Source organism: Segeticoccus rhizosphaerae (genome assembly GCF_005222685.1).
GTDB classification, from domain to species: Bacteria; Actinomycetota; Actinomycetes; order Actinomycetales; family Dermatophilaceae; genus Segeticoccus; species Segeticoccus rhizosphaerae.
Genome location: NZ_SWMA01000058.1, coordinates 1 through 12902, shown reverse-complemented (window position 1 = coordinate 12902; position 12902 = coordinate 1). Strand labels below are relative to the sequence as shown.

Sequence of the window (12902 nt, the reverse complement as noted above, 5' to 3'; positions counted from 1 at the left end):
GCTACAAGGTGGAAGCCAGCACTGAACGCCTTCGCTGTCACCTTCGCCGACCGCATGCCGGTCGCGGAGAACCTATAGAGAAATGCCGGTTACACCGATTTCCGTACAGACCCTTCGTCCCAAATCGAAGCCCGGCACTGCATACTGGGCGTTCTCTTGATCTGGCTCTCCGATTTGCCAGTGTGGTAAGGGTTCTGGCGTTGTGGACATGCCCGCAACGAGGGTCAGCGTGGGCTGGTGGCGGCAGCGCCGCGTTGGGCGCCCAGGTGGTGGGCGACTTGCTCCTGACTTCGGTCAATCCGCTTAGTGCCTGACGTTGTCGTGCTGGATCGCGTCGAGAATCGCTTGCTTCTCCTGGGGAATGGCTGGTGGGAAGGTCTGCTGGGAACCGTTGATCGCGACGGTGGCTGAGCGCAGAGGCCTGAGCTGGCGCAGGACGTTGCGGATGGCCAGTCCGGTGCGGTTTTGGATCTCGCGGCTCAGGGCCAAGGCGGTGAACACGATGGTCAGGTGGGCCTCGATCGCCTCGCGGGTGTGGTGGAACATGGGCCGGGCCCGCAGATCGGTCTTGGACATGCGGAAGGACGCCTCGACCTGCCACAGGTCGTGGTAGCTGGCGATCACTTCTCGCGCAGGCATCAGGTCGGTGGGGATGTTGGTCACGTATCCCTTCAGCCCGACCAGTCGGCGCGCTCGCGCCAAGGAGGCCTCGTCCAGGGTCTTGGTGCCGTTGCGGGTCTTGACGAACCGCGGAGTCCGGGCTGCCTGTTCGCCGGCGACGACGGCCTTGGCGCGGTTCTCCTGCAATGTCAGAGTCTTGCGGTCTCGGACAGCACGCTTGGTCGAGTAGGCCCACACGGCCCGCCACGAGCCGGGATGCTGCTCGCTGTTCCAGACCGGTTCGGCCTTCAGCTTCGGGTTGTTCTCGACCTTGCGGCGGCTCTTGGGGGTGATCGTGTCGATCACCTGCCCGTTGGTGAACGCGTCGCCGTGCCACCGGAAGTGGGACTCCAAGTCGACGGGTGCCTTGACCGTCCTGGAGCCGACGATGAACCGCAGCCCCGCCTCATCGAGCGCGGTCAAGTTCGACGCCGAGAGCATCCCTGCGTCAGCGACGACGACCATATCCGCCAGGTTGTGCCGTTCTTGGAACTGCGCCACGATCGGGATGATCGTGGCGGTCTCGGCCTTGTTGCCCTCGTAACAGCCGATCTCCAGGGGGAAGCCCTTCCGATCGACCAGCAGCCCGACCACGATTTGAGGGTCGACCCGCCGCTCCTTGGAGAAGCCAACCTTGCGCAGCTCGTCTTCCTTCTCGGCCTCGAAATACAAGGTGTTGGGTCGGCCCGGGGCGCGGTGGCGGCATTGCTGCTGCTCCGTTTCCCCGGGCCGCCCGCCGAACCCGCCGTGCGCCTCTCAACGCAACGGGCTCTCCACGAGGTGGTGCCGGTCAGGCGGCTGTGGCCGGGTCGTAGGGGCTGGGGATTTTGGTCCCGCGGTACCTGTAGCGCTCGATCCGCACTTTGGTGGGGTCGAACAGGGCCACGTCCTCGGTTGCGATGGGTCTCCAACTGCCCTCGGGGCGACGGAGCCATCGTTTGACCTTGGACCAGTTCCAGCGGTGCTGCTCGCGCTGCCACGCGACGAACCGTCGCCAGGTGAAGTACCTGAGGAACGAGAAGCGTCGCCCGGCGATCGCGTGGCGGAAGTAGTACGTCCAGCCGCGCAGCGCCGCGTTGACCTCGGTGATCACCTCCGCCAAGGGCCGTGGAGACCGGCGAGGGGTCAGGGTGCGGATGGTCTGCTTGATCCTCGCGAACGCCTTGTCGGCGATGAAGACCATGCAGTACCACTTGCCGCCTCCCCGACGTTTCCTCCACTGGATGTGGAAGCCGAGGAAGTCGATTCCCTCGCTCAGGTGCGTGACTCGGGTCTTGGTCTCGGACAATCTCAGCCCGATCCCGGCCAGCACCTCGGTGGCCTGTTCCTTCAGGGCAAGCACATCATTCCGGCTGCCGTTGGTCATGATGACGAAGTCGTCCGCGTAGCGCACGATCCGCCAGTTGCCCAGCCCGTGGTAGCGGCGTTTGGCGCGACCAGCCTGGGTCGACTGATCACCGCCTCGCGCCCACGGGGCCATGATCGCCTCGTCCAGTACGGACAGGGCGATGTTGGCCAGCAGCGGCGAGATGATCCCGCCCTGCGGGGTGCCCTCGCCGGTTGCGGCCGCAAGACCGAGTTCGTCAAGAACTCCGGCCTTGAGGAACGCGCGGACCAGCGCCACGGCCTTCTTGTCCTTGATCCGTGCCCGCACCAGTCCCAAGAGGGCCGTGTGGTCGATGTGGTCGAAACACCCTTCGATGTCTGCGTCCAACACCCACCGGTACCCACGGGTGGCGTAGTAATGGATCTCGGCGATCGCGTCGTGGGCTCGCCGCTTGGGCCGGAACCCGTACGAGACCGGCATGAAGTCGGCCTCGAAGATCGGCTCCAACACCATCCTGAGCGATTGCTGCACCACCCGGTCGGTCACGGTCGGGATCCCCAGCGGACGCGACTTGCCGCCCGGCTTGGGAATCAGTACCCGCCGCACCGGCGCCGGTCGATACGTTCCATCCCTCAGGCTCGCGGCGATCCCCGCAAGGAACACCCCGACCTCGCCCCGCTGGCTGATCTGGCGCACGGTGACGCCATCGACCCCAGCGGTGCGGGCCCCTTTGTTGCGTGCCACGTGCTCCCAGGCCACCAACAGGAAGTCCGGGTGTGACACCAGGTTGAACAAGTCCCCGAACCGCGTGTCGCGGTCGGTCTTGGCCCACCGGTGATACTTGATCTGCGTCCGCGCTACCCGCCCGGTGATGATGTCCATCAACGAGGGACCGTCGGAGTTCACCAACGTCTCTTGCGTCATCGCAGCACCTCCTATCCATCCTCGCTGCCGCCCTTCCCGATGTGGCCGGCTCTCCCGGCCTCGCAGTACTACGGCGGCTCCGCCAGCCCTTGATCCGGTCGGCGGACGACGCACCCAGCCACCCCGACCGCGCTGGCGGCGCGATTCACGATGGCAGGACCAAGGGCCTTCCCGTGTTCACTCGCTGTTCGCTCACCGAAGGAGGCACCCGGCTATCTGCCTGCGGCTCTCGTCGACGACTACTCCGTAGTCCTTCGCCGCCGACCCGCCCGGGACATGTAACTCGTGTCCCGGACGGTCCACCCACCCATCACTGCGGCAGATGACCGACCGCGCCCGCCCCATATCCACTGGGTTTAAGGCGGTTGTACGTCAAGACAGGTGATGACACCGGTTCCTCGCGTATACCTCTTCGGCATGCTCGCCGCGCTCACGCCATCCAACGGTTCTGACGCGACACGACTTCGTCAGGGCTGCTCCCGCCCTCCCGGACGTCTCTCCGGTCAGGCTGCCCCCAGCTTCAAACTCCCTGCCACGGCAGGGAATCAGGCAAAGGTCTCTCACCTCCACTCGAACAACAAGCGCCTCACGGCGCACGGTCACGTCGTACAAGCACAGCGAGACATCGCCGCTGCTTGACGCATGGGTAAAGCAAGCGGTCGCGACCTTGTCGCGGTAGCCACGGCCATGGGCACGCGCCAGGGTCCGGCGCATCGTGCGCTCACTGGCCGGCGTCCGGCCGAGCTCACCCAGCACCCGACCGGTGTCCAGGATCGAGGTGGGCTCGACCACCCTGGCGATCACCAGATCCCGGAACGTCGCGTCCTGAAGAACCCCGAACCCCAGATCGTCATACAGCCCGGCCAGCACGTCGAACAACACCCGCGAACAGGTCGCCACCACTCGCGGCGCCGAAACGCGCGGAGCCTGGCCTGGCTCGGCGATCTGCGCGAGCAACGACGCATCCGGGGCTGCCGGCACCAACCCGGCCTTCCTCGGCGTGGGCTCGACCTCCAGATCGAGCGCGCCCTGGCCAGGGTCCGCCAGCAACGCTTCGGCCTGGGCCAGCAGCACGCCCAGCTCGGCTTCGCTATGCGCCGACCCGACATGAGCCACGATCCGCCGGCGACCCCCGACGGACTCCGCGATCTGCACAGCCGTGGCCCCCGAGGCCGTGCGCACCCGCCGTATCCACGCCACCAGACCGAGCGTAGAGCACCAATTAGTGCCTCATCCCAGCCGCCCGCAACGCCATCACCTCAGGTCAGAGGCGTACGCACTTGTCAATCTGGCGGCACTGTCCGAAGTCAGGTTGGGCGCCCAGGTGGTGGGCGACTTGCTCGCGGAGTGCCTGGTTCTCAAGGCGGGGTCGGGCGATCCTGCCGCGGTAGGCACGCAGTTGTTGACGCAGGGAGTCGACGATGGCGCCTTCGACGGCCGGGAGGCCGGGCGTGCCACTGGTCGAGGTGTCGCGCAGTTGGGTGATCTTGCCGGGCAGTTCGTCTTGGCGGTACCAACCCGGCGGCACGCCCTTGCTACCCTCCGGATGTCGATGAAGACAGATCTAGAGAAGGCGTCCACGACGGGGTCTACGACGCAGGCAGGCGACGTCGTAGACACGCCCAGCCGGCTCTAGAGAACGCCCAGAAAGACGCAGTCGGAGATTGTTCCACAGTCTGCAGTCTCATGCGAGGTGAACCGGCAATGTCTTCCGACACGGCGTTCCCTTCACGCGGCGTCACACTTGGGGCAGCCGACCAGAGCCGGTTCCGCCGGGCTTCCAGAGCCATTCGCAGGTACGCGCCCGGTCGCAAGCAGCCGAGGGTCGTGCCTCCCCACCACCTTGCGGTTGTCTCGGGAGACGTACATGCCACCACGAGCGCCTTCGAACACGCAGTTCCAAGCGGCAAGTTCTTGCCCATACTTGAGGGCACTCGTAATGGCTGGGAGCGAAGCGTGCTCCAGACCCGAGACACCGGCCCCACCGAGTTTGGCCAAAAGACCTGCACTGCACCAGTCACCGGAGCCGCAGGAATCCACAAGGGACTCTGTCGAAGCGGCGCGCATTGCCCGCCAGTCGGCATTACTTCGGTTACGCGGCAGCCGGAACCGAAGGCCGGACGAGCCAAGAGTCTTAATCTCCAAAACGAGGTTTGGTGAAATCTCGTTTTCCGCCAGACCTGCAATGCGCTCATTTGCATACTTCACAATATGCGCGATTTCAAGGGCATCTCTGAAAAGCTTTCGATCACCGCGTCCCGACGGTTCAAACATCACCAATGCTCCTGCATCCGCAGCTTGGGCGGCTAAATCCAGGGCGCCTCTCGAAACCCTGTCAAAGAAGAATACGGAGGTGCCGGGCAGATAAGGGGCGGCCTGATCGAAAACGGCACGGGTAACGGGCTTGAAGGAGGGGAGGAAACCACCACAGCGCAAACAAGACCAAGTGAATCTGTGTGTTGACCCGCCGTTCGTCGACTTTTTGATCTCTTGCACGATAATCGGTGTGCTGGCCGCGGGGGTGCAGTCCGCGAGGTCGAGATGTACTCCCCAGCGCCGGAGGTCCGCTTTAACTCTCACGGATGCTGCGTCGCCGTTCATGCGCGCAATCGGATACGCATCCCACCCGAGCCACGCAAGGATCGAGAGCACGTTCCCGCAGGTTCCTCCAGCCCAGGACTGGATTGGGGACTCTGGACGGCCACTGACCACAAGGTCCAGCGCTACTAGTCCGGTTCCCAAAATCTTCGGAGTCCGGGGCATCGTCTTCAGACCTCTCGTCTAAGGGTCGGACGGTCCTCAGGATACGCGTCACCCTCCAACCACAGATGCACCAGGTTCGGCTTCGCGTTGGTCGTGGCGGACATCGACCAACTCGGCGCGGCGGTGTCCACTTCGTAGCTCTCCGCCTCCAGATAGGCGACAGGCAGGTCTCGTTCGATGCACGCCATGAGCGTCCCGAGCGCCGTCAGTTTGCTACCGGTTGGTGACACGATCGTGGCGGACCCGCCGCTGCCTGCGAACACCGGTTGTCGCAGGTCGTCGATGCGCAGGATCGTTCGATAGACGTCGAGCGGATCGTCCTCGTCTGCGTAAACGATGTTCCGGACGTCGACCTGCCATGTGCTAAGCAGTTCTTCGCGGTACTCGATCGCGATTTTGTCAGCGAGAAGGGGATCGCGGGCAGGGAACGGCAGAATAGGGCAGGTATCGTCAGGGTCTACGAACTCATAAATGCGTCGGATTTCCTGCCTTCTGCCAAAGCTGAGTTGCGGCATCCAGAGTTTGGCCGGAATTTGGTCACGGTCCACTTCATGGGTCCCACTAAAGCCGTGTATCCAACCGGGCCGGTCACCGGCGGTGCGACCAATTCCCGCGTCAATCTCCGGGGCATGTGCGACCGTGATGTGAAGATTCGTTGGCCGTGCGCCTTGCGAAAACTTCTCGACAAGCAAACGCACCAGCGGGAAGCTGGTGCCGATAGAAAGTGCACTGATGTCCACCACGACATCGCTGTATCCATCGACGCCCAACTCGCTTATGGCCGCCGCCGCACGACGTCCACCGACGATGGCTCCGTCCTTGTCGAAGATATCGACATCGATCGTGTGGAGATCGGCTGTTAGCGATTGGAATCGGAGGAAATTTGCCTCCGCGGCAGCCAATAGCGCCTCTGTCGCGCCGGCCCGATTCTCGCGGATGAGTTGCAGCTGCAGTTCAGCTCCGCTGCGCTCGAGCTCCTCCGCGGTGATGCAAGCTCGTGGGTCAAACCCCGCGCCGCCGAGCAAGAGGACTTTGCGATGGCCAAAGTAGTCGCCGAAAAAGGTCGACGCTGAGTCTGAACGGTGCATGACGCACTCGCTGTACCGACCCTCCTCACGCATTTCCGGACGCCCTGATGCCGTTCAAGAGGTCCTTCACGTCGCGCTCGAGAAATCCGCCGCGACGCAGGGTTAGACCGTTGGCAACAGCTACGGGTCCTCCGAGTTCAAGAAGGCACCACAGCCTGTTCTTGGTTGAGTGGTCGGTTTTGAGCACCAACGCGTTGTAGGCGACCGCGAATTGCAGCACACGAGCGAGGCGTGGCTGGCAGGATGGGAGAGCCTCGAACTGCTCTTGTGGTATCCCCCAGGCGTTGGGGCCACCGCCGAGCGATGCGTTCCCTTCGAGACTTCGTTCCACGCACTGCTTGGCGATCAGATCTGTCAGAGCTCGAACCTCCATATGCTGCGGGAAGTCCCACGAATTGACAATCTCCAAGGAGCGTTCACTGATGAGTCTGTGTTGCTCGTTGGCGGAGAGCTGAGCTCGTTTGCCGCGTACCAGTTGGGTCTCAGATTGCGTGACCAAACGGCCGGCGAGTTGCAGGAACTGCTCGGCGTTCTCGGAGCTCGCATCGCACAGAGCGTCGAATCCAAAGTAGTAGGGCACGCGCCAATGATGAAGCAGGTGCACTCGTGCGCCGTCCATCAAGCTCGCGTCGACGGTGATCGGCTTGTGCGGCTCCAGATCCTCGCCGAACATGTCTAAAGCCAGTTGCGGGGTCCGCTTGCCGAAACGTTGAAGTGCAATCGCGGTAGCGGCAAGCACCAGCTCCGGTGTGCTCCTGTTGGTGGACGAGCTGGCAAGGTAGTCCTGCACACGATCTTGAAGCTCGTGCCGCTGGGATTCGGAGGCTCCAACATAACCCTGGACTACGTCCACCTGCTGTGCGAGTTCGGCCAGCTTCTTGTCGGGTAAGGACGCAGGCTCGGTGGCCAACAGATCACTGAAGTTCGTGAGACTCCGGCGGTTGAAGGCCTCGATCTGCCGCAGGTACCGATTAGACATGTCTTTGGCCATCTTGCGAAATGCTGGCCGAGTCGTCCTGCGTTCGACCGGTTGCATGCGGATCTCGGTCGTCACGCGTAGCTTCTGGACATCAGGGTCGCCCTCCTGGCCAAGGACGCGCGCTGGCTTGAGGGCATCCAGTCGGGTCAGTATCCAGCGTCCGATTCGCATCTCTCGTTGAGTGAGCCAACGTTCGAGCCGTTCATACTGGATGGGATGCAGCGAATGCGCGTCGTCGAACATGGCAAGCGGTGTGACAACTGCGTTTTCGTTCGCCCAGGGAAAACTGATCGCCTTAATCACATCGAAGGGGTGGTAGGCATCGCTAGCTGCGGCTTCTAGGGAGGCCAACGCTGGAGGCACCAAAGCACGGACGACCTTGTAAAGCGCCAGTTCGACTTCGCGGGCCTTTTGCAGGACCGCCGTACCGGTCCTCCCGCCGATGAGTTCCAAGGCCGCTTCGGCGCCAGCTCGTGGAATGATCTCGACTTCGCTCATCGCGACGCCTGAATCACTTAGTTGGCGCAGCCACCGGATCACCGAGCGAGCCTCCAACAGACGTGATGTCAGCGACATGCGTGTCTCTTCGGGGTAGGGAAACTCCCAGAAATCCCGGTATTCCGACTCAAGTGGTACGCGTGCCCCGAGGATCTGAGGGGCCAAGTTGGACAGAACGCCACATTGTGTCAGGGCGTCGGCGAGGGAGCGGTAGGTGCTGGCGTTGCGGTTCCGCAAGAGGCTGTGAACGGTGTCGTACTCAAATAGCCTGGCCAATGTGGTCTTTCCACTTCCGGGAGTACCCGTGACGATCGCGAGCCGGTCATAGAGCGATCCGTCCGTGGCGGGCTGCTTGAAGAAGGTGATGAGGGGCTCTGGAGTGACGACCGCCAAGAACGCCTCGTTATCGGAGAGGTACTCGGTGGCGCGCTTCTCGAACGGGTTGGTCATGATGTTCCTATTCGTGCCGCTGCCGGCGGCGAAACAGGGGTCGCATTGCCGGCACAGGGGGATTCTCGCCGTCCTCTGGCGCGCCGACAGTCTCGGCCCACAGCAATGGCATTGAGTTGTTTGGGGTGTTGTGGTCGAGGATCACCGGCAACGCGCATCCACCGTACCCGAGCTTCATGTCCTGGGTACCGCCAACCTCGGTGTGCTTGGTGTGGATGGAGTGGTCGTAATACTGATCCGCGAGGTCGAGGAATGCGCGATCCTCAGGGTTGTCGGCATTGAGGGGCAGCCAGTCCGGCAGGAGCAGCCCGTATGTCGTCCGTACCTTGGGGGGGAGCCCGGCCTCGGTCAGCACTTGCTGTGCACCCCGCAACCGCTGCGCGAGTTCCTTGCATGCTTTCGCGGTGCCGACGTAGTGATGGATGAAAACCTCGTAGTCGTCCCCGAAGACCCGTCGGCTGAGGGTGGTTTGTGCATTCCTCACCGACGCGGCGAATTTGTACAGCTTCCCTTTCGCCTTCCCAGTCTCGTCGAGGCGGAAGAACGATGTTCCTGTGGCAGCGAAGTCGTCGATTAAATAGACCGCTCGAAACGTAGCCTCCCCGTCGTCAAGCCACTTCTGCAGTTCGTCCAGCAGGTCTGCCCACTTGGCGCTGTCGAGCTGGGTCGACCCAACGACCTGCTCATTGCTGATCAGGCCCACATTCTGGTGACGGATGTAGTCCACGCGCGCCCCATCGCTGAGTCCCAAGAACAGCGTCCGTCGGCGGAGTCGTGCGATCCGCTGTCGTGCCTCTTCGTTGGAGAGCAGCGCGTACCGCGGCACACCCATTTCATCGGCAACGGCGGAGAGGATCTCGGGGTGCACAACATTGGAGTAGAATTGGCTGACGAGCTTCTCCATCTCAGACGGCCCAATGTAGACGAGCCGGTTCATAACGAACTCGTACGCGACTTCCCGCTGGCCAAGCCCGAATTGTTGCAGCCAAGACGCCAAGCTTTCAATGAAGCGGACGCCAGCCTCGAAGTCTCGGTAGCCGTCGTACTTCAGCGCAGCCATGAGCCGGAGCCGCTGGAATTCGACGTGCGCTTTGTCGTCGTCCCAGGCCATGACACTACCAAGGACTCGCAGCCCGAGGTCAGGATTCACTCGTCCTTCTCCAGTCTCATCCGACCAATCCCATCAAGCACGTCCACTGATCTTAGGTAATAGAGCGTTGCGCGTGTGCCACGGATGCCTTCGGGGGCGATGTTCCAGCATTCCGTCAAGTCTTGGCTGACTTGGTCGACAGAAAGCCCCAAGGGAGAGGCAAGGAGGGCGTAGTCATTCCCGGGCCAACGGCCTCGATCGCCGATACGCAATACCGCTGCCGTTTGCACCCTAGCTGCCACCGCATCAACGACGTGCAATTTTGAAGTGCTCGAATCAAGGACGTCGATGGAGTGGCTCGACCGAACGACGCGAACGAGCGGCAACTCAAGCTCATCAACGAGCATCCGCACGTGTTGCCATAGCTTGTCTTTTGAGAGCCCCGCCTCAGGCTCGACCGTCAGCTGGTGGGCTCGCAGTGTGAGCCTCAAGGTGCTGTCATCACGCTGGAGCACGTCGTGGACCATGTCCAGTTGCCCCGACGGCTGGCTCGGCTCATCCAATGGTTCGGTGTCCGCGAGGTCGCGGATCACGGCGCCGTTATAGTAGCCGATCGTCACCAAAGGCCAGAACTCTTCGGGGATAACAGCTCGCAAGTCGGCGCCAGCGGACCGTCCTCGGCCCGTCGCGATCCCAAGCTGGAGTCGACAGTGGAGAATGCGCAGCACCTCGGCCACCAGGTCCTCGCGGGGCAGTTCGAATCGGTCTTGGGTGTCAACAACCGTCCCGTCATAGTCCAGTACGACAGCGCCGAACGGCGTCGAAGTTAGGTCTTCTTCAAACAGCCGGTGTGCGACTTCGATGCTGTCACTCGGACCCGAGTGTGGTTTCGAACTCAAACCTGCCGGCCGCACGCATCGCTTTCGGTCGACAGACGCTTGATGACGGGTTCGCCGATCTGCCTTCCCGACGGTCAGGCTGTAGAGCTTGCGGCCGAATTCAGGTACACCCGGTTGCCCGGGGTCGATACCACGGGCAAAGGACAGTTCTTCGGTTATGTAGAACGCTGCGAGCAGGGAGGCCAGTTGCGCTTCCTCAGGCGAACCGGGAACGTCGATCACGGCGCAGGGCCCATCGCTTGGCAGCAATCTGAGCGTTCGCCGAGCGAGAGATCGATCGCGCGTCGAAGTTAGGGCCAGCACACCGCTGAGCCGACCATTTTTGGCCAGCCAGTGGTGTCTGCCGTGCGCGAACTGGCGGTAGTCCGCCATCTGCACACCGACGATCCCGGCCTCCACGAGCTTCGACTCAAGGTCGACGGCACCCAAACTCGTATCGGCGCCGTGGAGTACGACCAAATGCTGCAGGCCTGTGAGTTGTAGTGCGGCAGCACGCCAGCTGTCGCTGATCTGGCCCTCGATGAGTTGACGCATTTGAGCAACGATCTGTCGCCATCCCTCCGCGTTGCCATTCATCTCCATATAGGCGCGCGTCATGACCGCGCAGAAGGCCAGCAGGGAGTTTGTTGCAAGGAAGCCATCCCTTTTCGACGGCACCGCCAAGTAGTGCAGTCGCATAGTGGGGTCTTCGCCGACAAATCTAGCGAGGGCGCTTGTTCGGCGCATGGTGACGGCATTCACGCCCGCGACTTCAGCACGATTGGCTGCAGTAACGGCAGCGATAACGTCAACGTTGGACCCTCCTGCGCTGAAGATCCAACAATGCGCATCAGCGGTGGGCTCAGCCCGAAATTGATATGGGGTCATTGCCGCGCTGACGCGACCATTAAACGTCTGCTGCAAGCGAGCTAGATGGTGAGCGGCCGAGAATGAGCCGCCGGAGCCGACTGCAATGATCGATTCATCCCTCGACTCTTCTAATCCGAGCAAGATATCAGAGATGTCGGCTTCAACGACCCAGTCAAGGGTGGTTCCTAGCTCCGACATCTCGGTCTTAAACGGGCGCGCCAAGGGTCGACCTTTCCAAAGAAGCGGATAGTTGTTCAGCTTGGCACGAGCCTACTGGTCAGCACCGACAGCGACGGCTGCTGGCTGCGATCCGGACCTACGCGCCCGGCCACGAACGCTGGGTGCCCTCCGTGGGACGCGGCCGCCCACTCTGGCTTCAGGCGACTGGCCGGGGCTCGCCAACGCTGCACTTCGTCGCTCTGGACCTACTGCATACCGCCGCGAAAGACTGTCAAGAGCCGCGCAGGGCGCGTGGTCGCTGCTTGCTGCTGCCTTTGACGGCAAGCGGTAGGGACCATGGCGCGAACTCTCCGCACCCTAGGAGATTTCGGGCCACCCGACTCGTGAGCACGTATGGCGTACCTGTGGCTTGGTATGCCTGTCATGGCGTACAAGAAGCTCACAGCAGAGCAGGCCGCCGAGCAGTTGGCAGAGCGGATCGCGGTGGCCCAGGATCGCATCGAGAGCGCGGTAGCGGCGTTGCAGTCGGGCAAGCAGTGGCGGGACTACCTGAGGCTCCAGTCCAGCCTGCACGGCTATTCGGCAAACAACGTGTGGCTGCTGACGACCCAGCACCACCAGGCTTGGGAGAAGGGCTTGGTGAGCACGCCGTGGCCGACCTGCGTCGCGGGGTTCCAGGCCTGGCGAAGGCTGGGTAGGTCGGTCGACAAGGGTCAGCGGGGCTACCAGATCCTGGCACCGAACCGGCACCGGCAACGCACGGCAGTCGACGCGGACGGCACGAGTCGACCCGTCGGCGCCGAGGAGTCCGTGGCGTCGGGTGAGCGCATCGAGACACGGGAGGTGATCCGCGGATGGCGTATCGAGCACTCGTGGGACGTGGTGCAAACCAGCGGGGACCCGTTACCTGAGCCGCCGACCCCCACGTTGCTGCGTGGTCAGGCGCCGGACGGTCTGTGGGACACCATCACCGCCCAGTTGCGTGACCGCGGGTATGCGGTGCGGTTGGTGCCGTCCGCTGGCGACTTGGACGGTGCGAACGGTCGAGTCACGTGGGCTTCGCGGCTGGTCGAGGTCCGCGCGGACATGGACGAGGCAGCCAGGTGCAAGTCGCTGCTGCACGATCCGTTGACCGCACTAACTGGCTCGCTTCGTGGGGTTCTCGCCCGTGAGCGCGGAGATGACACGCGGGTGG

8 protein-coding genes and 2 pseudogenes are annotated in these 12902 nt (G+C 62.9%); 1 reads left to right on the top strand and 9 read right to left on the bottom strand.

The genetic code is table 11. The features are described 5' to 3' along the window. Positions 1 to 303: 303 nt before the first annotated feature. The 9 genes and pseudogenes from FCN22_RS20610 to FCN22_RS20570 all read right to left on the bottom strand — a co-directional run. Positions 304 to 1335, bottom strand: a pseudogene (locus FCN22_RS20610) (IS1634 family transposase); the annotation flags it as partial. 115 nt (positions 1336 to 1450) lie between these two features. Beyond that, positions 1451 to 2911, bottom strand: coding sequence for a group II intron reverse transcriptase/maturase (gene ltrA, locus FCN22_RS20605; protein WP_137123442.1), 1461 nt, complete (start codon positions 2909 to 2911; stop codon positions 1451 to 1453). A gap of 597 nt (positions 2912 to 3508) precedes the next feature. After that, positions 3509 to 4111 (bottom strand): annotated as a pseudogene (locus FCN22_RS20600) (IS1634 family transposase); the annotation flags it as partial. A gap of 64 nt (positions 4112 to 4175) precedes the next feature. Then, positions 4176 to 4439: a hypothetical protein gene (locus tag FCN22_RS20595; RefSeq protein WP_137123440.1), complete on the bottom strand. Its 264-nt coding sequence runs from the start codon at positions 4437 to 4439 to the stop codon at positions 4176 to 4178. 200 nt (positions 4440 to 4639) lie between these two features. After that, positions 4640 to 5512, bottom strand: a complete 873-nt coding sequence (locus tag FCN22_RS20590) for a carbohydrate kinase family protein (RefSeq protein ID WP_338016667.1) — start codon at positions 5510 to 5512, stop codon at positions 4640 to 4642. A 167-nt stretch (positions 5513 to 5679) separates the two neighbouring features. Continuing rightward, positions 5680 to 6762, bottom strand: a complete 1083-nt coding sequence (locus tag FCN22_RS20585) for a hypothetical protein (RefSeq protein WP_202911722.1) — start codon at positions 6760 to 6762, stop codon at positions 5680 to 5682. 25 nt (positions 6763 to 6787) lie between these two features. After that, complete coding sequence (locus FCN22_RS20580; protein ID WP_137123437.1) at positions 6788 to 8689, bottom strand: ORC-CDC6 family AAA ATPase; 1902 nt, start codon at positions 8687 to 8689, stop codon at positions 6788 to 6790. Between the two features lie 7 nt (positions 8690 to 8696). After that, positions 8697 to 9839, bottom strand: a complete 1143-nt coding sequence (locus FCN22_RS20575) for a phosphoribosyltransferase-like protein (protein ID WP_137123436.1) — start codon at positions 9837 to 9839, stop codon at positions 8697 to 8699. Continuing rightward, positions 9836 to 11749, bottom strand: coding sequence for a sucrose-6-phosphate hydrolase (locus tag FCN22_RS20570; protein ID WP_137123435.1), 1914 nt, complete (start codon positions 11747 to 11749; stop codon positions 9836 to 9838). Before FCN22_RS20570 ends, FCN22_RS20575 begins: the two co-directional genes overlap by 4 nt. A gap of 381 nt (positions 11750 to 12130) precedes the next feature. On the opposite strand from FCN22_RS20570, the gene FCN22_RS20565 reads away from it, so the two are divergent. After that, a partial coding sequence (locus FCN22_RS20565) for an ArdC-like ssDNA-binding domain-containing protein (protein ID WP_238384881.1) occupies positions 12131 to 12902 on the top strand: 772 nt, incomplete at its 3' end.

Bases quoted from the DNA above. Each gene is read 5' to 3' on its own strand.
- ltrA (WP_137123442.1), bottom strand. From the start codon at position 2,911: ATGACGCAAGAGACGTTGGTGAACTCCGACGGTCCCTCGTTGATGGAC.
- FCN22_RS20590 (WP_338016667.1), bottom strand. From the start codon at position 5,512: ATGAACGGCGACGCAGCATCCGTGAGAGTTAAAGCGGACCTCCGGCGC.
- FCN22_RS20585 (WP_202911722.1), bottom strand. From the start codon at position 6,762: ATGCACCGTTCAGACTCAGCGTCGACCTTTTTCGGCGACTACTTTGGC.
- FCN22_RS20580 (WP_137123437.1), bottom strand. From the start codon at position 8,689: ATGACCAACCCGTTCGAGAAGCGCGCCACCGAGTACCTCTCCGATAAC.